Source organism: Allobosea sp. AK1 (assembly GCF_006714945.1).
Classification (GTDB): Bacteria; Pseudomonadota; Alphaproteobacteria; order Rhizobiales; family Beijerinckiaceae; genus Allobosea; species Allobosea robiniae.
In genome coordinates, this window is the sequence record NZ_VFMG01000001.1 from 529942 (window position 1) to 556260 (window position 26319).

Consider the following 26319-nt stretch of genomic DNA (forward strand, 5'->3'; position numbering starts at 1 on the left):
GCCTTCGGCGCGATTCGGTTCGCCATCGGGTTTTCAATGCAAAATCTCATCACCGATGTCCGCGGCCTGCTCGTTGGCCATGCACATGACGTTGCAGCAGGGACGGGCGTCACCGCCGCGATCTTCGAGCGCCCGACCATCGCCTCCGCCGCCGTGCTCGGCGGCGTGCCCGGCACCCGCGATACCGCGCTGCTCGATCCGGAGATGACCGTCGAGCATGTCGACGCCATCGTTCTCTCCGGCGGCTCGGCCTGGGGGCTCGGGGCCGCCGATGGCGTGATGCGCTGGCTGGCGAAGGAGGGGCGCGGCTTTCCGGTCGGCGCCTTCCGCGTGCCGATCGTCCCGCAGGCCATCCTGTTCGACCTGATGAATGGCGGCGACAAGCCCTGGGCCCGCGGCGAAGGCGAAACGCCCTATGCCCGGCTCGGGGCCGAGGCTGCTGCCGCGGCGTCCGTCAGATTCGCGCTCGGAACCGCCGGTGCCGGCTATGGCGCGACCACCGCCAATCTCAAGGGCGGTCTCGGCTCGGCGAGCGCGCGGGCCGCGACAGGGCAGATCGTCGGCGCACTGGTTGCGGTCAACGCCGTCGGCACGGCCACGATCGGCGACGGCCCCCATTTCTGGGCAGCACCCTATGAGCGCGATGGTGAGTTCGGCGGCATCGGTTGGCCTGCCGCGATCACGTCTGACGACACCGCTTTGCGCTTCAAGGGCGGCACCGGCCAGAACACCACGATCGCGCTGGTCGCGACCGACGCCGTCCTGACCAAGCCGCAGGCCCGGCGTCTCGCGCTCGCCGCGCATGATGGCCTCGCCCGTGCCTTGCGCCCTGCCCATGCCCCGTTGGACGGCGACATCGTCTTCGCCGCCGCAACGGGTTACAGCGGCGCACCCTCGGACGCTTTCGCGATGACGGAGCTCTGCGCCACGGCCGCCGATGTGCTGGCTCGCGCCGCGGCGCGCGGCGTCCACGCGGCAACGGCCCTGCCCTTCGCCGGCGCCAGGCCTGCCTGGCGGGATCGTTTCGGGCATTGAGCCGATCCTGAAAACATGCCGCAACGTAATGGAGTAATTTACCAAGCATAAAGCCGACTTCCGTAATCTGCCCGCCTAGGTTTCCGTTTTATGATCGGACAACCGGGGGGACCCTATGCGCGAGATCGGCTTCGGCCTGGTCTGCGGTGTCGCTATGGCGATCGCCGCGCTCCTGATTGCGGCCTGGCCGGTGCCGGGACGACCGATCGCCGCCTTTTTCCCCGCTGGAACCGCATCGGCCGATATCGCGCAAGCCGTCACCGAGGCCAGCGGCAGCCTCCTGCAGATCGATACCGCCGCCGCGGTCGCCTTCACGATGGGCGAGCGCGACGGCTTCGTCTCATCCCTCTACGGAGCCGGAGCCTGGCTCGTCATCGACGCCGCCTTTGCCCGGCTTTGCACCGGAAGCGCCGAAGGGAGCAGCCGATGAACGCCGTCACGCGCTTTCGCGAGCGCTTCTCCCGTTTCCTGATCGCGATCCTCTGGGCGAATGCCGCCGTGCTGGCGGTCGGAACGCCTGCCTCCTCGCCGCTGCACGGCCCTGCGATCACGCTGGCAGGCATCGCGCTGGCCGCTCTCGGAACGACGATCTGGCGCATAGACCGCACCGGCTGGATGACCCGCGAGGTTTCCAGCATCGTGACCATGGGCCAGGTCATGCTGCTGGTCTATGCCTTCGCCGGGCATCCCTATCAGTCCGACATGCACATGTATTTCTTCGCCATGCTGGCTGTGCTCGCCGGCTGGCTCGACTGGCGCATCTTCATCCCGGCGACTCTCGCCATCGTCCTGCATCACCTCGTCTTCAGCCTGCTGCAACCCAGCGGCGTCTTCCTCGGCGGCAACCAGATCGACCGCGTCCTGCTGCATGGCGCGATCGTCGCCGTGCAGTCGGTCGCGCTGAGCTGGGTGGTCTGGTCGCTGCGCCAGTCCCTCGAAGTCTCGGAGCGCGAACGCCACGAGGCCGATGTCGCCCGCGCCGCGGCGGACGAGGCCAGGCGCAATCTCGCCGAAACCACGGAGAGGAGCGCACTGGTTCGCCGCCAGGTCCTGCACGCCGTGGCCGACGATTTCGAGCGCGAGATCGCCGGGATCGCCCGCGACGTCATCGCCTCCGTGCAATCCCTGCGCATCGCGTCGCAGCAGATGAAGGCCGGCGCCCTCGAAGTCTCCGAACGCTCCAGCGCCGCCTCGCAGTCCTCGCGCCAGACCTCGTCCAATGTCGTCGCCGTCACGCAGGGCACGGCGGAACTGGCGCATTCATTCGCCGAGGTCGACCGCCAGGTCGCGGAAACCACCCGCGTCGTCGGCGAGACCACGCGGCAGGCCCGCGCCGTGCTCGACACGGTCGGTGAATTGTCGCGCAAGGCCGGCCAGGTCGGCGATATCACCGACGCGATCTCGACCATTGCCAAGCACACCAACCTGCTGGCGCTCAACGCCTCGATCGAGGCTGCCCGTCTCGGCCGCTCCGGCGGCGGCTTCACCGTCGTCGCCCAGGAGATCAAGTCGCTCGCCAACCAGACCTGGCGTGCAACGGAGGAGATCCAGAGCCAGATCGGCGCGATCCGCGATTCCAGCACCGAGGCGATCGACGCGATCGACGCCATGAACGCGACGGTCGGCTCGCTCAACCAGATCTCCGGCAATGTCGCGACCGTGGTCGAGCAGCAGAACGCCGCGGCTGCGGGCATCGCCCAGATCATCCGGCGCGCCGCCGACGAGACCGTCTTCGCCGCCGGCCATATCGACATCGTCAGCCGCATCGCCGCCGAAACCGACGAGGCTGCGGGCCATGTCGCCGAATCCGCCGACAAGCTTTCGCTCCAGTCCGTGCATCTCGACAGCGAGGTCGCCCAGTTCCTCGGCCGCATCCGCGCCGCCTGAGCTACCGTTTCCTGCCGAGCGCGAATGCGCTATGGCGGGGCCATGTCCACCGACGATTTCCTCGCCCGTTTCGGCTCCCCCGGCGCCAGCCAGCCGGACCCCATCGCCGCGGCCCAGCAGGCCATGCGCAATCCCCTGCCCGCCCGCTTCTACAAGGAAGCCGGCGTGCTGGAGCGCGACGGCCTCTTCCATGTCGCTCTCGACGGCAAGACGGCGCGGACCCCGGCCCGCAAGCCGCTCGCCGTCGGCTCGCGCCCGGTCGCCGAAGCGCTTGCCGCCGAATGGCAGGCCCAAAGCGAACGGATCGATCCCGCCCGGATGCCGCTGACCCGGCTCGTCAACTCGGCACTCGACGGCGTCGAGGACCAGCAGGAGGCCGTGCGCGCCGAAATCGTCCGCTATGCCGGCTCCGACGCGCTCTGCTACCGCGCCGGCGAACCCGAGGCGCTCGTCGAACGGCAGAACCAGGTCTGGCAGCCGATCCTCGGCGATATCGAGGCGCTGATCGGCGCCCGCTTCCTCTTGGCGGAAGGCATCGTCTTCGCGCAGCAGCCGGAAGGCACGCTAGCTGCCGTGACCCATCAGGTCGGTAAGATCCCCGCCCCGCTGGCACTGGCGGGCGCACATACCGTCATGACCCTGACCGGCTCGGCCATCCTGATGCTCGCACTGGCAAACGGGCTGATCGATCCGGACGCGGTCTGGGATGCCGCCCATCTCGACGAAGACTACCAGATCGGGATTTGGGGACAGGACGAGGAAGCGGCCGAGCGCCGCATCATCCGCCGCCGTGAATTCGACGCTGCGGTGCTCCTGCTGCTGAAGGGGTAGGCGGCGACGACGGCTGATCGCACCAGCCTTGCTCCGATAGCCCGGCTTCCCATCGTTCCGCATGATTGCGGTTCCGGCTTGCGCAAACGTCGTCATGGACTCATCCGCTTTCGCCGCTTAAGCCGGCTTTGAGACGCGTTTTGCCCGCCGGGAGCCTGCCGCCATGAAGGATATTCTCGAACAGCTCGAATCCCGGCGCGAGGGCGCCCGCAAGGGTGGCGGCGAGCGCCGCATCGAGGCGCAGCACAAGCGCGGCAAGCTCACGGCGCGCGAGCGCGTCGAGCTCCTGCTCGACAAGGACTCCTTCGAGGAGTTCGACATGTTCGTGCAGCACCGCGCCGTCGATTTCGGCATGGACAAGGCCGAGAAGATCCCCGGCGACGGCGTCGTCACCGGCTGGGGCACGGTCAATGGCCGCACCGTCTTCGTCTTCTCCAAGGATTTCACCGTCTTCGGCGGCTCGCTCTCCGAGACCCACGCGCAGAAGATCATCAAGATCCAGGACATGGCGCTGAAGATGCGCGCGCCCATCGTCGGCCTGTTCGATGCCGGCGGCGCCCGCATCCAGGAGGGCGTCGCGGCGCTCGGCGGCTATGGCGAGGTCTTCAAGCGGAACGTGCAGGCTTCGGGCGTGATCCCGCAGATCTCCGTGATCATGGGCCCCTGCGCCGGCGGCGACGTCTATTCGCCGGCGATGACCGATTTCATCTTCATGGTCCGCGACACCTCCTACATGTTTGTCACCGGCCCGGAGGTGGTGAAGACCGTCACCAACGAGACCGTGACCTCCGAGGAACTCGGCGGCGCCAAGGTCCACACTTCGAAGTCCTCGGTCGCCGACGGCTCCTTCGAGAACGATGTCGAGGCGCTGCTGCAGGTGCGCCGCCTGCTCGACTTCCTCCCCGCCAACAACACGGCCGGCGTGCCGGAATGGCCGTCATTCGACGTGCCTGATCGCGTCGACATGAGCCTCGACACGCTGGTCCCCGACAATCCGAACAAGCCCTACGACATCAAGGAACTGATCCTGAAGACGGTCGACGAGGGCGACTTCTTCGAGATTCAGGCCGCCTATGCCGGCAATATCGTCACCGGCTTCGGCCGCATCGAGGGCCGCACCGTCGGCATAGTCGCGAACCAGCCGATGGTGCTGGCCGGCGTGCTCGATTCCGACGCCTCGCGCAAGGCGGCGCGCTTCGTGCGCTATTGCGACGCCTTCGAGATCCCGATCGTCTCGCTCGTCGACGTTCCCGGCTTCCTGCCCGGCACCGCGCAGGAATATGGCGGCCTGATCAAGCACGGCGCCAAGCTGCTTTTCGCCTATAGCGAATGCACCGTGCCGCTGGTCACAATCATCACGCGCAAGGCCTTCGGCGGCGCCTATGACGTGATGGCCTCCAAGCATATCGGCGCCGACGTCAACTATGCTTGGCCGACCGCGCAGATCGCGGTGATGGGCGCCAAGGGCGCGGTCGAGATCATCTTCCGCGGCGGCGATGCCGAGACGATCGCGCGCCAGACCAAGGAATACGAGGACCGCTTCATGTCGCCCTTCGTCGCGGCCGAGCGCGGCTATATCGACGAGGTGATCATGCCGCATTCGACGCGACGCCGCATCGCGCGGGCGCTCGCGATGCTCCGGACCAAGAACGTCGAGCGGCCCTGGCGGAAGCACGACAACATTCCGCTCTGACATCGCAACGCGCGTCATGCTCGGGCTTGACCCGAGCATCTGAGGCTGCGTGGGGCTCCGGCCTACCCCGTCTTGTCAAGAGATTCTCGGGTCTGCGCTTCGCTCCGCCCGAGAATGACGACCTGACCTGCTAGTCCAGCGTGCTCCGGAACCGCATCAGCGCGAGCCCCGCATAGACCGGCACGAACAGGCTGAGATAGAGCACCTCGTCGCCGATATCGCTCAAGCCTGCGCCCTTCAGCATGATCGCGCGGATGATCCGCAGGAAATGCGTCAGCGGGAAGAGCTCGCCCAGCGCCTGCGCCCAGCCCGGCATGCCGGCGAAGGGGAACATGAAGCCCGACAGCATCAGGGAAGGCAGGAAGAAGAAGAAGGTCAGCTGCATCGCCTGGAGCTGCGTGCGCGCCACCGTCGAGATCGTGTAGCCAAGCAGCACCAGTGCCAGCACGAAGACCAGCACGCAGGTGAGCAGCAGCCCGAGCCCGCCGAGGAAGGGCACGGCGAAGAGCAGCTTGGCCGCGCCCAGCACGATCACCACCTGCACCGCGCCGATGGCGAGATAGGGCAGCACCTTACCGAGCATGATCTCGCCGGCCGTCGCCGGCATGGCGAGCAGGTTCTCCATGGTGCCGCGCTCGATCTCGCGGGTCAGCGCCATCGCCGTCATCATCACCATGGTCATCTGCAGGATGACGCCGAGCAGGCCCGGCACGATGTTGTACTGGGTGATGTTCTCCGGGTTGTAGCGCCGGTGCACCACGAAGGAGAGGCTGTCGCCACTGGCCCCTGCGGGATCGGTCACCGGCTCGCGCCCCTGCGCCCGCAGCAGGGCCCGGCTCGCGATCGTGCCCAGCGCCGAGACCGCCCCGCTCGCCGCCGCAGGATCGGTCGCGTCGGCCTCGACCAGGATGCGCGGCTCGTCCGCCCGCTCGACGCGGGTGCCGAAATCGCTGGGAATGGTGACGAGGAAGGAGATTTCGCCTTTCGCCATCAGGCTCTCGGCCTCGGCCGCGCTCTGCGGCCGCTCGCCGAAGCGATAATAGTTCGAGACCTCCAGCGCCGAGACCACGGCACGAGTATAGCGATCCTGCCCGAGCGCCAGGACCGCCGCCGGCAGGCCGCGCGGGTCGTTGTTGATCGCATAGCCGAAGAGCAGGAGCTGGACGATCGGCACCGCCAGCATCATGGCGAAGGTGATGCGGTCGCGCCGCATCTGCACGAACTCCTTCGCCAGGATCGCACCGAGCCGGCGTGGGGAAAACAGCGCAATCATGCCGCCCGCTCCTGCGCGCCGGTCATGAACTTGATGAAGACGTCCTCGAGGCTGGTCTCGCCGGGCTCGACCTTGATACCGGCCTCGCGCTTCAGGGGTTCGAGCGCCGCTTCCAGCTTCCCCCGGTCGGTGCCAACGACATGCAGCGTCGCGCCAAAGGGAGCGACCTGCTCGACGCCCTCGGTCGCCTCCAGCGCCCGGATCTGGGCGGACTTCAGTGCGCCATGGACGACGAAGGTGACGAGGCCCGAACCGCGAACGACCTCCTCGACGGTCCCCGTGGCCAGCATCCGGCCATAGGCGATGTAGCCTATGCGGTGGCAGCGCTCGGCCTCGTCCATGTAATGGGTGGAGACCAGCACGGTCAGACCGTCGCCGGCCAGCCGATGGATCTCGTCCCAGAACTCGCGACGCGCCTTGGGGTCGACACCGGCGGTCGGCTCGTCGAGCAGCAAGAGCTTCGGCTGGTGCATGATGCAGGCGGCCAGCGCCAGCCGCTGCTTCCAACCGCCCGAGAGCGTGCCGGCAAGCTGGTCCCTGCGCGAGGTCAGGCCCAGCCCGTCCAGCGTCTTCGCCACCGCCTCGTCTACGGGATCGAGCTCGTAGAGCCGGGCGACGAAGGTCAGGTTCTCGGCGATGGTCAGGTCTTCGTAGAAGGAAAAGCGCTGCGTCATGTAGCCGACCTGGCGCTTGATCGCGGCGCTTTGCGTACGGACGTCGAGCCCGAGCACGGTGCCCTCCCCGGCATCGGGCCTGAGCAAGCCGCAGATCATCCGGATCGTCGTCGTCTTGCCCGAGCCGTTGGGGCCGAGGAAGCCGACGATCTCGCCCGTCGCCACCGCGAGATCGACATCGTCGACCACCGTGCGCTTGCCGAAGCGCTTGGTCATGCCGCGGACATCGATGGCGAGCGCGGCACTCACCGCTGCGCCCTGAGCGTGACGTCGACGATCTGGCCGGGTTGCAGCGCCGATTGCGGCCCGCCATCCGGTCGCGCCTCGACCAGATAGACCAGCTTCTGGCGCGTCTGCGCCGAATAGATCACCGGCGGCGTGAATTCGGGCTCCGGCGAGACATAAGTCACAGTGGCGGTCAGGCCGGGCGCACAGCCATCGCAGCGGACATCGAGCTTCATGCCGGTCGTCACGCCTGAGATCCTGATCTCCGGCACATAGAGCATCAGCTTGGCGGCGCCGTCCGGCAGCATCAGGAGCGCCGGCGCGCTCGGCCCGGCGAGTTCGCCGACCCGGCGCAGGACGTCGCTGATCCGCCCGGCCGCGGGCGCGACGAGCTGGCGCTGCGACAGCTTCCACTGCGCCTGCGCCAGTGCGGATTTCGCCTGCTCGACCTGATTCTCGCTGGCCTTGATCTCGTCGGGCCTTGCCGCCAGCCGCGCCACGCCAAGATTGGCACCGATCTCGCGGACCCGCGCGCCGGCGACGTCGCGCGCCGTCACCGCCTGGTCGAGATCGGCTTGGGTGGAGACGCCCCGGCGGAACAGGTCCTGCCGCCGGTCGAGCGCCCGGTCGGCTTCGCGCTCCTGCGCCTTGGCGGAGGCGAGGCTCGCCTCGATCACCGCGATCTCTTCCGGCCGCTTGCCGCTCTTCAGATTGTCGAGCTGCGCCCGCGCCTGCACCAGCCGCGCCTCGGCCTCGGCAACGGCATTCTCGGCATCGGTCCGTTCGAGCCCCGCCACGGCCTGGCCGGCCTCGACGCGGTCGCCCCGGCGGACATCGATGCGCTCGATCCGGGCCGTATCGATCGGCCCGAGCCGGACATATTCGCCCTCGACATAGCCGGCGATGCGGACCGTATCGCCGCCGCAGGCGGAAAAGCTCGCCGCGATCAGCCCGAAGGAACAGAGGAAGCCGAGGATCATGACCTGTTCTCCCGCATGCTGGCGATACTGGCGCGGAGATTGGCGCGGATGACGCCGGCGATCGCCTCGCTCTCAGCCGTGTTGATCGCGCTCCAGCCCATGCGCCGCATCACGGCCGGCCGCGCCAGCCGGAAGTAAAGCACCTGCCCGATCGTCGCGAAGACCGCGAGCTTGGTTGCCTCCGCCTCCGGCTCCATCCCGGTCGCCGCCGCCCAGAGCCGGCAGAGATGGCCATGGACCGGCCCAACCAGCCCCTCGTAGAGCGCCTCGAAGGCCGGGGTCGGTTCCATCATCTCACGCAGGACGAAGCGGGCGATCGTCTCGCTTTCCGGCGCCTGCGTCGCGAAGGCCGTGACACGCCCGACGATGCCGAACAGCAGCTCGGCTGCCGCCTCCGGCGCGAGCCTGTCGAGGGGCGGCATCGCCGCAGCGGCGCCGAAGACCCGCTGCTTCATCGTCGCGACGATCGCCTCGGCACAGGCCTGGCGCAAACCGTCCTTGCCACCGAAATGATAGGCGATGCCGGCGCTGTTGACCCCGGCCGCCTGGGCGATCTGGCGGATCGAGCTCGCCTCGAATCCATGCCGCCCGAACAGGTCGAGCCCGGCCCGGATCAGCGCTTCGCGTGTCCCGGCATCGCTCTCGAAAATAGCTTTCATGCCGCATCCATATCATCGCCCGCTATTTCAATCAATCGATTGATTGAAATAGCGGGGACAAGCGCCCGCCGCCTATGCCTTCTTCCGCCCTCCTGCGCCGCACCAGCCCCGACATGACTCGCCGTCCATAATGGTCTAAGGCGGCACCCATCCTGTGATCCGCTCCCCGCCCGATGCTTTTCAACTCCTTCGTCTTCCTGCTTGCCTTCCTGCCGCTGGCGCTCGCCCTCCACTGGGCGGCGGAACGCTTTGCGCCGCGCTGGCGCTTGCCGGTGCTGGTGGCGCTGTCCTTCGCCTTCTACGGCTATTGGGACTGGCGCTTCCTGCCGCTACTCGTGCTCTCGATCGGGCTGAACTGGCTGATCGCCGAGGCCTTCCAGAAGACGAAGTCCGGCGCGCTGATCACGCTTGCGATCGTCCTGAACCTCGCTGTCCTCGCGGTGTTCAAGTACTTCAACTTCTTCGCCGATCTCGCTGGAATGATTCCCGGATTGCCGGCGCCGAAATTCGACATCGCGCTGCCGCTCGGCATCTCCTTCTTCACCTTCCACCACATCATGTACCTGACGGATCTGCGGCGCGGGCAGGCGCCGCGCTACGATCTCGTCCGCTACGCGCTCTACATCGCCTTCTTCCCACAGGTGCTCGCCGGCCCCCTGGTGCGCTGGCGCGAGATCATGCACCAGCTCGACGAGCGGCCCTATCAGCGCCCGGACGCAGCCGAGCGGATCGCGCGCGGCCTGCTGCTGCTCACCGCCGGCCTCGCCAAGAAGGTGCTGATCGGCGACCCCCTCGCCGAATACGCCAACCCGGTCTTCGCGGCCGCGGCGGCCGGCAAGGTCATCAGCCTGATGGAGGCCTGGCAGGCGACGCTCGCCTTCACCTTCCAGATCTATTTCGACTTCTCCGGCTACACCGACATGGCGCTGGGCCTCGCCCTGCTCTTCGGCATCGTGCTGCCGCAGAACTTCGAGGCGCCCTATCGCTCACTCTCGATCCAGGATTTCTGGCGCCGCTGGCACATGACGCTGTCGCGCTTCCTGCGCGATTATCTCTACATCCCGCTCGGCGGCTCGCGCAGCGGCCTGCCGACGCAGATCTGGGCGCTGTTCGCGACCATGGCGCTGGGCGGGCTCTGGCACGGCGCCGGCCTGACCTTCGTCGCCTGGGGCGTAGCGCACGGACTGGCGCTGATCGCCGCCCTGTTCTGGCGCCGCGCCGGCCTGCCGATGCCGGCTGCTCTCGGCTGGGTCCTGACCTTCCTGTTCGTGATGCTCTGCTGGGTGCTGTTCCGGGCGACGAATTTCGAGGCCGCGCTCGCGATCTACAAGGGCCTGTTCGGACTCGGCCCCATCGGCACCGGCTTCAAATGGCGGGCTTTGCTGCCGGCAGCCGCCTTCGCCATCATCGGCCCCACCGCCTGGAACCTCGTCCATAAATTGCCGCCGGCCCGCTGGCTCGCGATCCTCGCCGGGCTCCTGTTCGTCATCATCCTGCTGAAGATCGGCGAAGACGCCAATTATGAGTTCATCTACTTCCAGTTCTGAGCAGGCCGCTCGGGCGGCGAAGTGGACGGGCTTCACCGGCGCCTTCCTCAGCGCAGCGGTGCTGATCGCGGTCGCCTTCCTGACGGCCGCCTTCCTGATCGATCCCTATGATTCCGGCCGCTCGCCGCTGAAGCTCGGGGAAGGCGTGCGCCCGCAGGGCCCGCGCACGGCGCTGGCGAGCCGCGGGCGCGATCCGCGCTTCACCGGCGCCATCTTCGGCAACTCGCATATCCAGCTGATCTCGCCGGAGGAGCTGCATGCGAAGACCGGTATCCCCTTCGTCTCGCTGATCGCGCCGGCGACACAGCCGAGGGAGACCTTCGCGACGATCGACTGGTTCCTGCGCCACCACCGCGCGACACCACCGCAGGCAATCGTGGTCGGCATCGACAATTACTGGTGCACCGCGAACCCGGCCCTGCCCAACGAGAAGCCCTTCCCGTTCTGGCTTTTGAGCCGCAGCCTGCCCGACTATCTCGGCGGGCTGATGCGCTTCGACCTGCTGGAGGAACTGCCCCGCCGAATCGGCTACCTGACGTCGGGCAAGGCCGAGCGCGCACGCCCGGACGGCTACTGGGACTACGAATCGGGCTACGGCGTGCAGGGCTACGGCACCAATCCGGAGATCATCGCCCGGTTGCAGAAGCCGATCGAGGCCGGCGGCGGCAATGTCGACGGCCCCTTCCCGGCGGCGAGGGGTCTGGAAGAGCTGATGAAGGCGGCCCCGGCCGAGACCGTGCTGATTCTCCTGCGCCCGCCAGTCTATGTCACCGCCCTGTCGAAGCCCGGCACGCGCGATGCCGCGGCCGATGCGGCCTGCCGCAAGGCCTTCGCCGACCTGGCGGCCCGCCGCCCGCGCACGGCGCTGGTCGATTGGCGGGTCGACAGGCCTGAATTGCGCGATCCGAAGCTGTTCTTCGACCATAGTCATTACCGGCAACCGATCGCCAGATTGGTCGAAGCCGACATCGCCGACGCGATCCGCAAGCTGAATTGACGCGAATTCCGCCGTTTTCGCCAAAAATGGGCGCTGGATCGCGCGTTTTCACGAAGCCGTTGAAGTCCTGTCGGAAGCGATTGTTCCAGTTGAAACGGATCGCTATAAGGGCGCCAAATCGGCTCCCCTTCCGCGGCACAGCCGATGGGTGCGTGAGCCGACAACTGAGAGAGCGCCCATGTCGAAGCAGATCATCCTCGAGGCGGATTACAAGCCGAGCGATGACGAGCCGTTCATGAACGACCGTCAACGCGAGTATTTCCGCGGCAAGCTCCTCGCCTGGAAGGACGAGATCCTGCGGGAAGCCAGGGAAACCCTGCTGACCTTGCAGAAAGAGAGCGAGAATCACCCGGACATCGCCGACCGGGCCTCCTCCGAAACAGACCGCGCCATCGAGCTGCGCGCCCGCGACCGGCAGCGCAAGCTGATCGCCAAGATCGACGCGGCCATCGCCCGGATCGATGATGCGACCTACGGCTATTGCGAGGAGACCGGCGAGCCGATCTCGCTGAAGCGTCTGGAAGCCCGCCCGATCGCGACGCTTTCGCTGGAGGCGCAGGAGCGCCACGAGCGCAACGAGCGCGTCTTCCGCGACGATTGAGCCGCGACAGGCTTGCCCGACTTGTCCAAAAGGCCCCGCGTCGACAGGCGCGGGGCCTTTTGCGTGAAGCCCCCTATCTCGACAGCCCGTTTCCGTCAGGAAGCGGCCTGCCCTAACCTCGCGGCGACAACCGCCAATCGAGGAGGACGCGCAGCATGGACCGTTTCACGGGCGGATGCCGGTGCGGCAATCTGCGGATCGTGGCGTCGGGGCGCCCTTACCGGGTCGGCATTTGCCACTGTCTCGACTGCCGCAAGCATCACGGTGCCCTTTTCCACGCCTCCGCGATATTCCCGCAGGACGCGGTGGCGATCGAGGGCGAAGCGCGCGACTATGACGGGCGGTTCTTCTGCCCACGCTGCGGCTCACCGGTCTTCGGGCGCTCCGGCGACGAGACCGAGGTGAACCTCGGATCGCTCGACGCCCCGGACCAGCTAATGCCGACCTACGAGCTCTGGACCATCCGCCGCGAAGCCTGGCTGCCGCCCTTCCCGCTGAAGAAGCGTTACGAGCGCGATCGTGGCGCCGTAAACCGCTCCGAGGTCTAACGGAGAACCATCGATCATGTCGCGAAATCTGGTCGCCTGCCTGCTTTTGATGCTCACGATCCCGGCTTGCGCCCGCGACGATGCGCGCTGCCACACGCACAAGACCTCGAATGGCGACCTCACCGAATGCAGTCGGGAACTGGCCGAAACAGTGTCCCCGGGCACCGGCTCGAAGGAGCCCGCATAGCCCTCACGCGCCCAGCGTCGTTGCTCCTGCGCATGAATTTGCTATGCCTCGCGGCATGATCGCGCTCATCAGGTTCTTCCGCACGCGCCTGAGCCCGCCCTAGGCGCCGGCTTCCCTCATTCGCTGCCGCTAAACCGCGGCCGATTCTGTTTGCCCGGGGGGCTGCGGCCTTCCGGACGGGAAACCTGCGTCATGACCATCTCTCATCTGCGGAGCGAATGGGCTCCGAATATCACGCGCGAGCTCCTCGCCGGCACCGTCGTCGCGCTCGCCCTGATCCCGGAGGCCATCGCCTTCTCGATTATCGCCGGCGTCGATCCTAAGGTCGGGCTCTATGCCTCCTTCTGCATCGCCGTCATCACCGCCATTGCCGGTGGGCGCCCGGCCATGATCTCGGCCGCGACCGGCGCGATGGCCCTGGTGATGACCGCGCTGGTGAAGCAGCACGGCCTCGATTACCTGCTGGCGGCAACGCTCCTGACTGGACTCTTCCAGATCATCGCCAGCATCCTGAAGCTCGGCAACCTGATGCGCTTCGTGTCGCGCTCGGTCGTGACCGGCTTCGTCAATGCGCTCGCCATCCTGATCTTCCTGGCCCAGATGCCCGAATTGCTGGGGCGCGGCCCCATCGTCTACGCCATGACGGCGGCCGGCCTCGCGATCATCTACCTGCTGCCGCGATTGACCCGGGCGGTGCCGTCGCCACTGGTCACCATCGTCGTGATGACCGCGATCTCGATGTATTTCGGCCTCAGTATCCGCACTGTCGGAGACATGGGGGCGCTGCCCAGCGAACTGCCCTTCTTCGCCCTCCCGCAGGTCCCCCTCACCCTCGAGACCCTGAAGATCATCACGCCCTATGCGCTGACTCTCGCCATGGTCGGCCTGCTCGAAAGCCTGATGACCGCGGCGATCATCGACGAGATGACCGACACGACCTCCGACAAGAACCGTGAATGCGCCGGCCAGGGCCTCGCCAACATCGTCGCCGGCTGCTTCGGCGGCATGGCGGGCTGCGCCATGATCGGGCAATCGGTCATCAACGTCTCATCGGGCGGCCGCGGGCGCCTCTCGACCCTGTGGGCGGGCGGATTCCTGCTATTCCTGATCGTGGTGCTCGGCCCCTATGTCGCCCAGATCCCGATGGCCGCCCTCGTCGCGGTGATGATCATGGTCTCGGTCAACACCTTCCAGTGGCGCTCGCTGAAGACGCTGCTGATCCATCCGAAAAGCTCCAGCTTCGTCATGCTGGGCACGGTCGCGGTCGTCGTCGCCACGCATGACCTTGCCAAGGGCGTGCTCTTCGGCGTCGTGCTGAGCGGACTGTTCTTCGCCCACAAGGTCACACGCTTCTTCGCCGTCGCCTCCGAGCGCGCCGGCGAGAAGCGGATCTACCGCGTCGCCGGGCAGATCTTCTTCGCCACGGCCGAAGCCTTCCACGCCGCCTTCGACTTCCGCGAGGAGGAGGTCAGGCAGGTCGTCATCGACCTGAGTGCCGCGCATTTCTGGGACATCACAGCCATCAACGCCCTCGATCGCGTCGTGCTCAAGTTCCGGCACCACGACATCGCCGTCGAGATCATCGGCATGAACCAGGCGACCGCCACCATGGTCGAGCGCCTCGCGGTGCACGACAAGGGGGATGGGGCGCTCGCGGCCGGCCACTGACGGAGAGCGTGCCGCGGCGATTGCCGCCTTTGAGCGACATGGGAAAGCCCCGCGTCGGGAGGACGCGGGGCTTCTGGCCGCCGACCTTTGTAAAGCTTGGGGAGCGTGGCAGGCAGCCGGGAGGGTGGCGGCTCGGGAGAGACCGCCGACCGGCCGGCGCGGAGACAAGGGGGAGCGTTCCGCGCCGTCCGGGATTTCGGTGGGAAGGGTCGAAAGATCAGAAGGGCAGCAGGATATCCATCACCTGCTGGCCGTAGCGCGGCTGCTGGACATCGGTGATCTGGCCGCGGCCGCCATAGGCGATACGGGCCTGGGCGATCTTGGTTGAATCGATGGTGTTGTCGGACTCGATGTCCTCCGGCCGGATCACGCCGGCGACGATCAGTTCGCGCACCTCGAAATTGACGCGGATCTCCTGCTTGCCCTCGATCACCAGGTTGCCGTTGGGCAGGTTCTGGGTGACGACCGCCGCGACATTGGTCGCCAGCGTCTCGGAGCGGTTGACCGAGCCCGCGCCCTCGCTGGAACCGTCGGATTCCAGCTTGAGCAGGGAGGAGGCCTTGGCGCCGTTGGGCAGGAAGGCATCGACCTTGTTCTCGAAGCCGAAGGCGTTCTCCGCGCCGAGATCCTCGCCGTTTTTGCGGCTGCGCTTGGTCGTGTTGTTGAGCTGGGCCTTGTCGGTGACCTTGACCTTGACGGTGACGAGGTCGCCGACCCTGCGGGCACGCTGATCCTTGAAGAAGGCGCGCGAGCCGGTGCGCCAGAGCGAGTTCGGCGCATAGGAGGCGTGCGACACCTCCGGCATCGGCATCTGCACCGGCTTGTAGCCCTTGGCGGCGGTCGGGTCCTCGACCGGCGACAGCGTCGGCGCCTGGCCGACATTGGCGAGGCGGTCGCCGATGCCGCAGGCGCCGAGCGAGGCGGTCAGCAGGAGGAGCCCGGTGAACTTGGCGAAGCGGTTGGCGGACATGGCTCTTTCCACGGAACTTTACTGAGCGCTGGCGACGCGGCCGGCGGCGGAAGGCTGGACGGAAACCCGCCCGGGACCGCTCACCTTGCCCTGCAGCACGCGCTTGGACTGGGGATTGGTGATGGAGATGACATCGCCCATCGCGCCGGCCTCGTTGGCCCGGCCGCGCAGGGTGAGCAGCAGGCCCGGCGTCTCGTAGACGATGGTGACGAGATCGCCCTTGCCGACGATCTCCTCGCGCTGGACGTCGCTTGCGCGCAGCGGCACGCCGGCGAGCAGGGCGCGGCGCGCGACCTTGTCGATGGCAGCGCGGATATCGCCGATGACCTCGCCGCCCTGCCCCTCGCGCTGGCGGCGTTCGATGACCACATCGTCCTTGCCGAGCGTCTCGCCACGGGCGATCAGGCGCCTGGGCACCACGACTTCCATGGTTTCGACGAGCTGGCCGGAGATGCGCAGCGGCTTCAGCCGCATCGCCGCGCTGCCGGGCACCGCGAGCCGGGCCTGCAGGCGCCGCGAGCGGGCATCGAAGGAGAGTTCGACCACGGCGACGTCGCCCGTCAGCTCGGGCTCGACGGCGATGCTCGGTGCCCCGCCATCGATCGCCAGAGCGAAGATGCGGGCATCGACGCCGAAGCGCTCCTGCAGTCCGGTCTTCACGGCGGCTTCGAGGTCCATGGCGGTGATGCGACGGGCGGAGCGCGTCACCACCACCTGTGCGAAACCCTGGCTCCGGAACTCGCTGGCATCGTGGACGATGCCGGCCGCGCGGGCGGCCTCGACGATGCGGGCGACCTGGATCGTGCCGGTCTCGCCCAGCGCCGGCGCCCGGAAGGCCGCCGTCGCGGCAGCCTCGCCGGAAAGGCCGGGAATGAGATCGCCGAAGGTGACGAGATCGCGCCCGAGATTGATCTCGGAGCGCAATTGCAGCCTGGATGGCAGCGCTGCGACGGCAGGAGCCGCAACGGCGGAGGCGACCGCGACCGGCGCGGGCTGAGCCTGCTGCGGCGCGGCCAGAGCGGCGCTGCCGGAGAGAGCCAGGGCGATCAGGGAGAGGCGGATCATGATGCGCCCCCCTTAGCCGCGGAACATCTGCGTCGTCGCCGACATCATCTGGTCGGCGGCGGTGATGACCTTGGAATTCATCTCGTAGGCGCGCTGCGCGGCGATCAGCGAGGACAGCTCGGTGACCGCCTGGACGTTGCCTTCCTCGAGGTAGTTCTGCTGCAGCGTGCCGAAGCCCTCGCCGCCGCCGAAGCCGTCGATCGGCTGGCCCGAGGCCGCGGTCTCGATATAGAGGTTGTCGCCGATCGACTCGAGGCCGACCTTGTTGACGAAGCGCACGAGCTGGATCTGGCCGAGCTGCTGCGGGGCGGTCTGCCCCGGCACCATCGCCTCGACGATGCCCTGCGCGTTGATGCTGACGCTGGAGGCGTTGTTCGGCACGGTGATGCCGGGCTCGACCTGGTAGCCGTCGCGGGTGACGAGCTGGCCCTGCGCGTCGAGATCGAAGGAACCGTCGCGGCTATAGGTGGTGCGGCCATCGGGCATGCGGATGCGGAAGAAGCCCTCGCCACGGATGGCGACGTCGTAGGGCTTCTCCGTCGGGCTGATATTGCCCTGCGTCATGACGCGGCCGGTCGAGACCGTCTTGACGCCGGAACCGATGAAGGTGCCGGCCGGAGCCTGGGTGTTCTGGTCCGAGGTGGCCGAGCCGGCGCGCCGGAAATTCTCGTAGAGCAGGTCCTGGAAATGAACCTGCTGGCGCTTGTAGCCGGTGGTCCGGACGTTGGCGATGTTGTTGGAGATGACCTGGACGTTCATCTCCTGGGCCATCATGCCGGTGGCGGCTGTCTGCATGGCGCGCATGGTGCTCGCTCCCTATCAGGCCTGCTGGTCCGCCAGGCGCGAGATCGCCCGGCTGCGCAGCTCATCGGATTTGCTCATCATGTTGGCGACGTTCTGGTAGTTGCGCTGCACCTCCATCAGGCGGGTCAATTCGACCACGGCCTTGACGTTGGAGCGCTCGATCGCGCCCGGCTCCAGCCGCGCCTCGATGCCCGCCGCCTGGGGCGGCGTGGCCGAGGAGAACAGGTTGGTGCCTTCGCTCGCCAGCGCCGCCGGATCGGCGAAGCGCACCTGCCGCAGCTTGCCGCGCGTGCCCTGGTCGCTGCTGACGGTGCCGTCGGCGGCGATGCGCATGGAATGTTCGCTGGAGCCGAAGACGATCGGCCCGGCCTCGCCCATCACCGGCAGGCCGGTCTGGGTGACAAGCCGGCCCTGCCGGTCGAGGCTCAGGGAGCCGGCGCGGGTATAGCGTTCGCCGTTCGGCGTCTGCACGACGAGATAGTTGTCGCCCTTCAGAGCGACGTCGAGCGGATTGCCGGTGAGCTCCACCATGCCCTGCGACAGGTCGAGCGGCGTGCCCTTGTCGATGACATAGGACAGCGGCCGGTCGGCCGGCTTGAAGGCGTCGGCCTTCGCGACAGGCATGAGGAATTCGGTGAAGCGCGCGCTGCGCGCCTTGAATCCATTGGTGCCGACATTCGCCACGTTGTTGGCGATGACGTCCAGCTCGCGCGCCAGAGCCACCTGACGCGACAGGCCGATGAGAAGCGCGTTCTCCACGGCTTATCTCCCGATCATGTCCCGCGGCAACCTCGACGCTCCCCAGCGCAGTCGCCACGGCCCAGTACCGGCAAGCGGCGTGCCAACATGGTTAATCCAGGCAAGATATTGATATCATTGAATACAGAGCGGATGCCCCCTCCCGTCACGGCCCGGCACATGCTGCTGAAGCGGCAAGAACAGCCCGGCAAATTCTGCCGCCCTTAACGACGCGTTAACCGTAACGGACGAAGGTGACCGAACGGGCGGCAGAACGCGGCCCGGCTGCCGGGGCGCGTGACGAGATGGCGAAGAAAGCCAAGACGGAAGAGGAAGGCGCCTCCGGTGATGAGGCGCCGAAGAGCAGGAAGAAGCTCTTCATGATCATCGGCGTCGTGCTGCTGGCGGCTGCCGGCGGTGGCGGCTGGTTCTTCCTGAAGAAGCCCTCGCCCGAACAGATCGCAGCCGCCGAAGCCGCGGCGAAGGCCAAGAATCCCATCGCCTTCCTGGACATGAAGGACATGATGATCGGCATGTCCAATGGCGGCCAGCAGGACCGCCAGCCGATCATGAAGATCAAGGTCGTGCTGGAGATCGCCGATGCGAAGGCGGCCGACCAGGTCAAGCCGCTGCTGCCGCGCGTCGAGGACGCCTTCCAGGTCTTCATGCGCGAATTGCGTCCGTCCGATCTCGAAGGCTCGGCCGGCATGTACCGCCTCAAGGAAGAGCTTCTGCGTCGCGTCAACCTGACCGTCTATCCGGCCAAGGTCGACGCCGTGCTGTTCAAGGAACTGCTGGTCCAGTGAGCCGCAACCGGCTGACCGCACCGAGATGACGGCGGAACGATGAGCACCGAACGCGACACCTCCGTACCGAGCGACGAGCCGCTGACCCCGGAAGGGATGGCGGCAGGCTGGACCGCCATGCCCGACATGGTGGAGGACGACGGCGAACAGGAAGGCGGTACGGACCGCCTGATGTCGCAGGACGAAATCGACACGATGCTCGGTTTCTCCAGCGGCGACGAGAAGGACGGCCGCAACGGCATCCAGGCGATCGTCGATTCCGGCTCGGTCGCCTATGAGCGCCTGCCGATGCTCGAGATCATCTTCGAGCGTCTGGTGCGCCTGCTCTCGACCAGCCTGCGCAACTTCTTCACGGACAATGTCGAGGTCACGCTGGAGAGCATCCGCTCGGTGCGCTTCGGCGACTATGTCAACTCGATCTCGCAGCCGGCGCTGCTCTCGGTGTTCAAGGCCGAGGAATGGGACAATTTCGGCCTGATCACCATCGAGTCGTCGCTGATCTACTCGGTCCTCGACGCGATGTTCGGCGGCAAGCGCGGCCAGCCGGCACCGCGCATCGACGGCCGCCCCTTCACCTCCATCGAAATCCGCATGATCCGCCGCGTCATCGAACTGGTGCTGGGCGATGCCGAGGCCGCCTTCAAGCCGCTCTCGCCGGTGCGCTTCAACGTCGACCGCGTCGAATCCAATCCGCGCTTCGTCTCAATCTCCCGCCCGGCCAATGCCGCGATCCGCGTCGAGCTCAAGTTCGACATGGAAGGCCGCGGCGGCGCGCTGCACATCGTCCTGCCCTACGCCACGATCGAGCCGATCCGCGAATTGCTGCTCGAAAGCTTCATGGGCGAGAAGCTGGGCCGCGATCCGACCTGGGAGAACCATCTCGCGACCGAGGTCTGGCAGGCCGATGTCGACGTCACCTGCGTGCTGCACGAGACCCGGATGCCGCTCAAGCGCGTCATGAAGCTCGAAATCGGCGATACCCTGATGTTCGACGCCCGCCCGGATGCCACCGTCTCGCTGCGCTGCGGCGACTTCATCGTCACCGAAGGCCGGATCGGCCGGGTCGACGGCAAGATCGCCGTCCAGGTCGTCAGCCCCTTGCGCCGCTCCAAGACCACCATCGCCGCTTTCGACAGCCTCGCCAGCCATCTCGGCGCCACGACCTGAAGAGGACACATGACGATCAATCTCATCGCCGACGTGCTTGTCGCCAGCCTCCTCGTCGCCACCATCGTCACCTGCTTCATCCTGACCAGGCGCATCGAGCGCCTGAAGGCGGACGAGGCCGGCATGCGCCAGACCGTCGGCGCACTGATCACCGCGACGGACAATGCCGAGCGCGCCATCGCCGGCCTCAAGTCGACGCTGGGCGATTGCGACCGGACGCTGGAAGAGCGCCTGCGCACAGCCGAGCGCTACGCCGCCGATCTCGCCGCGCAGGTCGAAGCCGGCCAGGCGGTGATGGAGCGCATCGGCCAGATCGTCAGCGCCGCGACCCTCGTCGGGGCCAAGGAGGCTCCGGTCGAGGCGCCCGCCGCTCCTGCGCCCGTCTCCCGCCTTGAGAGCGCGGCCCAGTCCGCCGCCGCCATCCGCGCCCGCGCCGCCCGCCGCCTCGAGGAACAGGCTGCGTGATCGAACGGCCCCGCCTCCTGCCGGCAGTGATTCTCGGCGCCATGGGTCTCCTGGCGCTGAAGCTGCTTGCCTGGACGGCGGAGCCCGCCCCCGGCCACATTCCGGCCGATCTGCCGCTCATGGCACAAACCCCCACGGTCAAGGACGGGGCCATGAACGATCCCAAGATCTGGGGTCTCGCCAAGATCATCGCGCGGGCCCATGCGCCCGACGTCTTCGATCCCGAGACGACCGGCTCCGTACCTGCTCCCGATTCGAAGAAGGAGCAGGAGAAGAAGGAAACCGAGGCCAAGGCCGAAGCCGCACGCGCCGCCAACCCCAACAACAAGGCCGGCATCATGAACGGCTCGGTCCAGCCGGTATCGCCGGCCGAGAAGGCTCTCCTGGAGCGCCTCGGCGAACGGCGCGAGGAGCTGGAAGGCCGGATGCGCGAGCTCGAGATGCGCGAGCGCCTGCTGAACTCCGCCGAGAAGAAGCTCGACGGACGCGTCGGCGACCTCAAGGTCCTCGAAGAGAAGGCTGGCGGCCCGGCCGGCAAGTCCGCTCTCGAGGAAGCCAAGGCGATCAAAAACCTCGTCATCATGTACGAAGCGATGAAGCCGAAGGACGCCGCGCGCGTTTTCGACCGCCTCGGCCTCGACGTGCTCGTGCCGGTGGTCCAGCAGATGAACCCGCGCAAGATGTCCGAGGTGATGGCGGCGATGTCACCCGATCGCGCCGAGAAGCTGACCGTCGCGCTCGCGACGGGTGGGCGCAGCGCCGGCATCGAGCGCGTGGCGAACGAAGCCCCCCTGCCCGGCAACGAACTCCCGGCGATCGCCCCCGCGCCGCAGCGCTGAAAACGGTCTGTCCGCGCCCATTCCGTTAAGACGCCATTATGGTTGACGCGCTAGCGTGCCGGAGGGCCGCCACATCTGAGGGCGTGGCGAGGCCCAGTGTCGCGTTGGGTCGAGTATCACGGTTTGCGTCTGTCGCGCTCCCTCGCCTTCGGTATCGGGCTGGCCGCTCTCGCGCTCGCCGCCGGCCTGGATACGCGTGCCCTTGCGGCCGGCGCGAAACTGCGCGGCGAAGCCATGCCGGCGGGCTTCGGCCGCCTGTCCCTCACCTTCGATGAGCCGATCCAGACCCGCATCCGCGTCTCCAGCGGCGTGCTGATCGTCGCCTTCGGCGGCCAGGTCCAGGTCGATGCCGCACGCATCGCCCGCGAATTGCCCAATTACATCTCCATTGCCCGCGTCGACCCCGACGGGCGCGGCATGCGCTTCGCGCTGACGCAAGCCTACAAAGCCAATCTGATCGAGGCGGGCGACAAGGCCTTCATCGATCTGCTGCCGCAGACCTGGACCGGCGTCATGCCCGGCCCGCCGCCGGAAGCCATCGCCGAGCTCACCGAGCGCCTGCGCCTCGCCGAGGCCCGCGCCAGGGAAGCCGCACGCCAGCCGGTCGCGCCTCCGGCGGTGCTGACGATGCGCGTGGCGAGCCTCCCGACGCTGGAGCGCCTGATCTTCAAGGCCCCGGCCGAGACGAAGCTCACCAGCGACCTGTCGGATGGAACGCTGAAGCTGGTCTTCGACCGGCCGATGAATGCCGAGGCCGGTGCTATCCGCAGCGCCCTGCCGGCCGATATCGGCTTCGCCGGGCTGGATGCCGGCAAGGAGGCGCTGAGCCTGGCCCTGACCCTGCCCAAGGACTGGCAGGCCCGCAGCTTCAACGACGAGACCGGGCTGGTGGTCGACCTGCTCCGGCCGGTGAAGCAGGAAGCGCTGTCGCTCGCCGATCTGAGCAAGCCGTCTCCCCAACCGGCCCCGGCCCCGGGCACAACGCCGGCAGCAACGGAGCCCCCCGCCAAGCCCGCGGCAACCGCGCCCGTGGTCAAGCCGGCAGAGCCTGTCACCCAAGCCGCTGTCGCAACTCCTGCCGCTCCCGAGGTGCCGCCGGGCCCGGTCGCGATCACGGTCGAGGGCAAGCGCCTCGACTTCCGCTTCACCCGGCCGACCGGCGCGGCGGCCTTCCTCGATGCCGGCGTGATGACGCTGGTCTTCGACACCCGCGACACCATCGACCCCGCCAAGCTCGTCGGGCTGATGCCCAAGCTGATCGAGGACAGCACGGTGACCCGCGAGGGCAAAGTCACGCTGGTCAGGCTCAGGCTTGCCGGCCAGCCGCTGACGCGGATCTTCGACAACGGCCCGGCCTGGTCGCTCGACCTCGGCGAGGATGCCGGCCGGCCCGCCGCTCCGGTCGAGCCGCAGCGCAGCATGGACGATCGCGGCCAGACCATCGTCGCCGTCCCTCTCGCCGGCCTGACCGGCATTCACTGGCTCGAATCGGGTCCGGCCGGCCTGCCTATCGCCGTCGCCACCGCGACAGGCCCGACAAGGCTGACACCCAAACCCTATCAGTTCGTCGAATTCGGCCTGCTTCAGACCGCGCAGGGATTGGCAATCCAACCGCATGCCGACGATGTCGCCGTCCGCGCCGGCACCGAGCAGGTCCGGGTCGGCCGCAATGGCGGGCTCAACGTCTCTCTCGATATCGGTGAGCCCAGCGGGAAGGCCGAGGAGACGGCCGGGAAACAGGACGCCGCGCCGCTGCTCGACGGCGATGCCTGGGCCAAGCTGCGCATCGGCAACCCGCGCGACCGCGCCCGTGCGCTGCTGCTCGACGTCACCGATGCCTCGCGCAGCCGCAAATCCGAAGCCCGGTTGGCGCTCGCCCGCTTCTATGCCGCCAACGGCCTGATGCCCGAGGCTGCCGGCCCGCTAAATGCCCTCCTGGCCGACGATGCCTCCATGCGCGGCAACCGCGAGGCGCTCTTCCTCAAAGGCGTGATCGCCGCCGGGATGCACCGGGACCAGCAGGCATTGACCGCCTTCGATGCCGGCCCGATCAAGGACGATGCCGAGACGGGACTCTGGCGGGCGCTGATCGAGCAGCGCCTGAACCGCAACGCCCAGGCCCTGGTCGGCTTCCGCCGCGCCGAAGCCGTGCTCGACCACTACCCGGCCGACCTCCAGGGCGAGTTCCGCGAGGCGATGGCCCGCGCTGCTCTGACCCAGCAGGATATCGGCGTCGCCGAGCGTCAGATCCAGGCGCTGGCCGACATGCCGCGCGGCAGCTTCGACCAGGAGCATCTCGCCCTGCTGCAGGCGCGGCTCGACGATGTCGGCGGCCGCCCGGAAGCGGCGATGAACGGCTACAAGCCGCTCTTCGAGGCGAAGAGCCGCCCGATCGCGGCGGAAGCGCAATTGCGCGCGGTCAAGCTCGCGGACACCGAGAAGCGCACCGACATCAAGCCCGAGGAAGCCATCGCCCGGCTGGAGACGGTCTCCGTCATCTGGCGCGGCGGCCGCTTGGAGATCGAGGCCCTGGCCGAGCTCGGCCGGCTCTATGCCGACCAGCAGCGCTGGCGCGACGCCTTCATGGTCGCGCGCCGCGCCAACGAGAACTTCACCGATGATCCGCTGACGCGGCGCATGCATGATGAGACCGCCCAACGCTTTGCAGAGCTGTTCAGCGGCAGCGGGCTCGGCAAGCTGCCGCGCATCGAGGCGCTCGCCCTGTTCTACGACTTCAAGGAATTCCTGCCGATCGGCCGGCGCGGCGACGAGATCACCCGCCTGCTCGCCGATCGCCTCGTCGAGCTCGACCTGCTCGACCAGGCCTCGGAGATCCTGAAGTACCAGATGGACCGGCGTCTCACCGGCGCGGCGCGTTCCACGGTCGCGGCCCGGCTTGCCATGATCGACCTGATGAACGGCAAGCCGGCCGATGCGATCCGCGCGCTCAATACCACCCGGCTCGTCGAACTGCCCGCAGACGTCAAGCGCGCGCGCCTGCTGCTTGAGGCCAAGGCGCTCTCCGATCTGTCGCGCACCGACCAGGCGCTGGAGATGCTGGAAGGCGAGCGCGGCCCCGAGATCGACAGGCTGCGCGCCGACATCTACTGGACGGGGCGCCGCTGGCGCGAGGCGGGCGAGGCTTATGAGCGCCTGCTCGACGAAAGCTGGCGCGGCGACGACGCGCTCGGCGACGGCGAGCGCGCCGACGTGATGCGGGCCGGCGTCTCCTATGTGATGGCGAGCGAGAGCCTGTCGCTCGACCGGCTGCGCAGCAAGTTCGCCCCGAAGATGGCCCGCGGCGCCGATGCAAGGACCTTCGCCTTCGTCACCGGGGCCGACCGGACGCGCGCCTCCGACATCCGCGAGATGGCGCGCGCCACCGCCAATGCCGACACGCTTTCGGAATTCCTGAAGGCCTATCGCGAGCGCTACCCGGCCTACTCCGCCGCGATGCGCAAGCCACAGCCGCCCGCAGCCGACAAGCTGCCCTCGCCCGCCGACGGCGCGGCGGCCGAGCCGGCGGCACCGTCGCGGAGCTGAGGCGGCCGCCTAACCCGGCCCGGAATTCGTGTCCTCGCCGCGCGCCCGGGCGCGCAGGACGAATTGCAGGTTGCGGATATAGACGAAGACGCCGAAGCCCTGGCCGAGGATGAAGACGGGGTCGCGCCGATAGAGCGCATACATCAGCAGCAGCAGGCCGCCGCCGATCGAGAACCACCAGAAGGTCATCGGCACGACGGAGCGCTGGGCCTTCTCGCTCGCCCACCACTGCACCACGAAGCGCATGGTGAAGAGCCCCTGCGCGACCACGCCGAGCAGGACCCACCAGTCGACATTATTGACGAACACATCGTGGAAATAGCGGCCGATGGTCTGCTGCAGATCAATCAGCATCACATCGTCTCCGAGACGATCTGCGGCACGCGCTTGCGCCGGCGGATCAGCCACCACACGCCGGCCAGGTCGAGGATTCCGACCCAGAGCCGGTCGAAGAAACCGTAATTCGAGACGCCGGTCAGCCGGGGCCGGTCCCGCACGTCGACATGCAGGACCTTGTGCCCCTCGCGTGCCATCAGCGCCGGCATGAAGCGGTGCAGCGCATCGAAATACGGCAAGGCGAGATAGGCCTCGCGCCGGAAGCATTTCAGCCCGCAGCCGGTGTCGCGCGTATCATCCTTCAGCACCCGCACACGCACGCCGTTGGCGACCTTCGACTGCCAGCGCTTGAAGCCGGTATCCTTGCGCCCGACGCGCTGCCCCTGCACCATCCCGGCCTGGAGCCCGCCCTTCTGCAAGGCCTCGACCATTTCCGGCAGGAAGGCGGGATCGTTCTGGCCATCGCCGTCGAGCGTCGCGACGATGGCCGAACGGGCATGGCGCACGCCGCTGCGCACCGCCGCGCTCTGGCCGCAGGACTGGGCGTGTGTGACGACGCGCAGCCAGGGCCGCGTCGCGGCGAGCTCGGCCAGCGCCGCAGCCGTGCCGTCGGTCGAGCCGTCATTGACATAGACGACCTCGAAGGCGCCGATCGCCGCGCAGGCCTTCTCGATATCCGCGACGAGCGGCGCGATATTGCCGACTTCGTTGCGCACCGGCACGACGACGCTGAGCAGCGGATGGGAAGAGGTTTCGGTCAAAGGGGCATCATCCGGAAAAA

Annotated in this window: 26 protein-coding genes; 16 read left to right on the plus strand and 10 right to left on the minus strand. The window is 67.7% G+C overall.

Annotated elements, in window-relative coordinates:
* Positions 1–36 precede the first annotated feature (36 nt).
* The 5 genes from FHT98_RS02710 to FHT98_RS02725 all read left to right on the plus strand — a co-directional run bounded on the left by FHT98_RS02710 (position 37) and on the right by FHT98_RS02725 (position 5446).
* Positions 37–1035 (plus strand): P1 family peptidase, encoded by a 999-nt coding sequence (locus FHT98_RS02710; RefSeq protein WP_142112209.1) that lies wholly within the window; start codon positions 37–39, stop codon positions 1033–1035.
* Between the two features lie 154 nt (positions 1036–1189).
* Entirely contained in the window at positions 1190–1465 is a 276-nt protein-coding gene (locus tag FHT98_RS26085; RefSeq protein WP_185745049.1) for a hypothetical protein, read from the plus strand.
* Positions 1462–2922, plus strand: a complete 1461-nt coding sequence (locus FHT98_RS02715; protein WP_185745050.1) for a methyl-accepting chemotaxis protein — start codon at positions 1462–1464, stop codon at positions 2920–2922. Before FHT98_RS26085 ends, FHT98_RS02715 begins: the two co-directional genes overlap by 4 nt.
* A gap of 42 nt (positions 2923–2964) precedes the next feature.
* Positions 2965–3753, plus strand: coding sequence for an ATP12 family chaperone protein (locus FHT98_RS02720; RefSeq protein ID WP_142112213.1), 789 nt, complete (start codon positions 2965–2967; stop codon positions 3751–3753).
* Positions 3754–3916: 163 nt separating this feature from the next.
* A complete protein-coding gene (locus FHT98_RS02725) occupies positions 3917–5446 on the plus strand; it encodes an acyl-CoA carboxylase subunit beta (protein WP_061966928.1) in 1530 nt (509 codons plus the stop codon).
* Positions 5447–5576: 130 nt separating this feature from the next.
* On the opposite strand, the gene FHT98_RS02730 is transcribed toward FHT98_RS02725, so the two are convergent.
* Genes FHT98_RS02730 through FHT98_RS02745 form a run of 4 tightly spaced genes read right to left on the minus strand, consistent with a single transcriptional unit; the run spans position 5577 to position 9257 of the window.
* Positions 5577–6719, minus strand: coding sequence for an ABC transporter permease (locus FHT98_RS02730; protein WP_142112215.1), 1143 nt, complete (start codon positions 6717–6719; stop codon positions 5577–5579).
* Positions 6716–7609 carry an ABC transporter ATP-binding protein gene (locus FHT98_RS02735; protein ID WP_142115661.1) on the minus strand — a complete coding sequence of 298 codons (894 nt, stop codon included), beginning with the start codon at positions 7607–7609 and terminating at the stop codon, positions 6716–6718. The genes FHT98_RS02730 and FHT98_RS02735 overlap by 4 nt, the downstream gene beginning before the upstream one ends.
* 29 nt (positions 7610–7638) lie before the next feature.
* The gene (locus tag FHT98_RS02740) at positions 7639–8598 is read right to left on the minus strand and encodes an HlyD family secretion protein (protein ID WP_091856550.1); all 960 of its coding nucleotides are present in this window, start codon (positions 8596–8598) and stop codon (positions 7639–7641) included.
* Positions 8595–9257, minus strand: a complete 663-nt coding sequence (locus tag FHT98_RS02745; protein ID WP_142112217.1) for a CerR family C-terminal domain-containing protein — start codon at positions 9255–9257, stop codon at positions 8595–8597. Before FHT98_RS02745 ends, FHT98_RS02740 begins: the two co-directional genes overlap by 4 nt.
* Positions 9258–9430: 173 nt before the next feature.
* Here FHT98_RS02745 and FHT98_RS02750 point away from each other — a divergent pair, with 173 nt between their 5' ends.
* The 6 genes from FHT98_RS02750 to FHT98_RS02770 all read left to right on the plus strand — a co-directional run bounded on the left by FHT98_RS02750 (position 9431) and on the right by FHT98_RS02770 (position 14805).
* Positions 9431–10804, plus strand: coding sequence for an MBOAT family O-acyltransferase (locus FHT98_RS02750; protein WP_142112219.1), 1374 nt, complete (start codon positions 9431–9433; stop codon positions 10802–10804).
* Positions 10779–11801 carry a hypothetical protein gene (locus tag FHT98_RS02755; protein WP_248309132.1) on the plus strand — a complete coding sequence of 341 codons (1023 nt, stop codon included), beginning with the start codon at positions 10779–10781 and terminating at the stop codon, positions 11799–11801. Before FHT98_RS02750 ends, FHT98_RS02755 begins: the two co-directional genes overlap by 26 nt.
* 178 nt (positions 11802–11979) lie before the next feature.
* The gene (dksA, locus tag FHT98_RS02760) at positions 11980–12402 is read left to right on the plus strand and encodes an RNA polymerase-binding protein DksA (protein ID WP_061966923.1); all 423 of its coding nucleotides are present in this window, start codon (positions 11980–11982) and stop codon (positions 12400–12402) included.
* Between the two features lie 155 nt (positions 12403–12557).
* Positions 12558–12950 carry a GFA family protein gene (locus FHT98_RS02765; RefSeq protein WP_142112221.1) on the plus strand — a complete coding sequence of 131 codons (393 nt, stop codon included), beginning with the start codon at positions 12558–12560 and terminating at the stop codon, positions 12948–12950.
* A 16-nt stretch (positions 12951–12966) separates the two neighbouring features.
* Positions 12967–13137, plus strand: coding sequence for a hypothetical protein (locus FHT98_RS26090; protein ID WP_185745051.1), 171 nt, complete (start codon positions 12967–12969; stop codon positions 13135–13137).
* Between the two features lie 192 nt (positions 13138–13329).
* Positions 13330–14805, plus strand: a complete 1476-nt coding sequence (locus FHT98_RS02770) for a SulP family inorganic anion transporter (RefSeq protein WP_142112223.1) — start codon at positions 13330–13332, stop codon at positions 14803–14805.
* A 217-nt stretch (positions 14806–15022) separates the two neighbouring features.
* Here FHT98_RS02770 and flgH read toward each other — a convergent pair whose 3' ends face one another.
* From flgH to flgF, 4 genes are read right to left on the minus strand one after another with little or no spacing between them, the layout of a single operon-like run.
* Complete coding sequence (flgH, locus tag FHT98_RS02775) at positions 15023–15775, minus strand: flagellar basal body L-ring protein FlgH (protein ID WP_142112225.1); 753 nt, start codon at positions 15773–15775, stop codon at positions 15023–15025.
* 18 nt (positions 15776–15793) lie between these two features.
* The gene (gene flgA / locus FHT98_RS02780) at positions 15794–16840 is read right to left on the minus strand and encodes a flagellar basal body P-ring formation chaperone FlgA (RefSeq protein WP_142112227.1); all 1047 of its coding nucleotides are present in this window, start codon (positions 16838–16840) and stop codon (positions 15794–15796) included.
* A 12-nt stretch (positions 16841–16852) separates the two neighbouring features.
* On the minus strand, positions 16853–17644 hold the full coding sequence (gene flgG, locus FHT98_RS02785; protein ID WP_061966919.1) for a flagellar basal-body rod protein FlgG: 792 nt from the start codon (positions 17642–17644) through the stop codon (positions 16853–16855).
* A gap of 15 nt (positions 17645–17659) precedes the next feature.
* Positions 17660–18403 (minus strand): flagellar basal-body rod protein FlgF, encoded by a 744-nt coding sequence (gene flgF, locus FHT98_RS02790; RefSeq protein ID WP_142112229.1) that lies wholly within the window; start codon positions 18401–18403, stop codon positions 17660–17662.
* 233 nt (positions 18404–18636) lie between these two features.
* On the opposite strand from flgF, the gene fliL reads away from it, so the two are divergent.
* The 5 genes from fliL to FHT98_RS02815 all read left to right on the plus strand — a co-directional run bounded on the left by fliL (position 18637) and on the right by FHT98_RS02815 (position 25202).
* A complete protein-coding gene (fliL, locus tag FHT98_RS02795) occupies positions 18637–19188 on the plus strand; it encodes a flagellar basal body-associated protein FliL (protein ID WP_244511940.1) in 552 nt (183 codons plus the stop codon).
* A gap of 39 nt (positions 19189–19227) precedes the next feature.
* On the plus strand, positions 19228–20355 hold the full coding sequence (gene fliM / locus FHT98_RS02800) for a flagellar motor switch protein FliM (protein ID WP_061966916.1): 1128 nt from the start codon (positions 19228–19230) through the stop codon (positions 20353–20355).
* Between the two features lie 9 nt (positions 20356–20364).
* Complete coding sequence (locus FHT98_RS02805; protein WP_142112232.1) at positions 20365–20820, plus strand: DUF6468 domain-containing protein; 456 nt, start codon at positions 20365–20367, stop codon at positions 20818–20820.
* On the plus strand, positions 20817–21659 hold the full coding sequence (locus FHT98_RS02810) for a MotE family protein (RefSeq protein ID WP_142112234.1): 843 nt from the start codon (positions 20817–20819) through the stop codon (positions 21657–21659). Before FHT98_RS02805 ends, FHT98_RS02810 begins: the two co-directional genes overlap by 4 nt.
* Before the next feature lie 96 nt (positions 21660–21755).
* Positions 21756–25202, plus strand: coding sequence for a tetratricopeptide repeat protein (locus FHT98_RS02815; protein ID WP_142112236.1), 3447 nt, complete (start codon positions 21756–21758; stop codon positions 25200–25202).
* Positions 25203–25211: 9 nt separating this feature from the next.
* Here FHT98_RS02815 and FHT98_RS02820 read toward each other — a convergent pair whose 3' ends face one another.
* The gene (locus FHT98_RS02820) at positions 25212–25556 is read right to left on the minus strand and encodes a lipid-A-disaccharide synthase N-terminal domain-containing protein (RefSeq protein WP_091856542.1); all 345 of its coding nucleotides are present in this window, start codon (positions 25554–25556) and stop codon (positions 25212–25214) included.
* Entirely contained in the window at positions 25556–26299 is a 744-nt protein-coding gene (locus FHT98_RS02825) for a glycosyltransferase family 2 protein (protein ID WP_061966909.1), read from the minus strand. Before FHT98_RS02825 ends, FHT98_RS02820 begins: the two co-directional genes overlap by 1 nt.
* Positions 26300–26319: the final 20 nt, after the last annotated feature.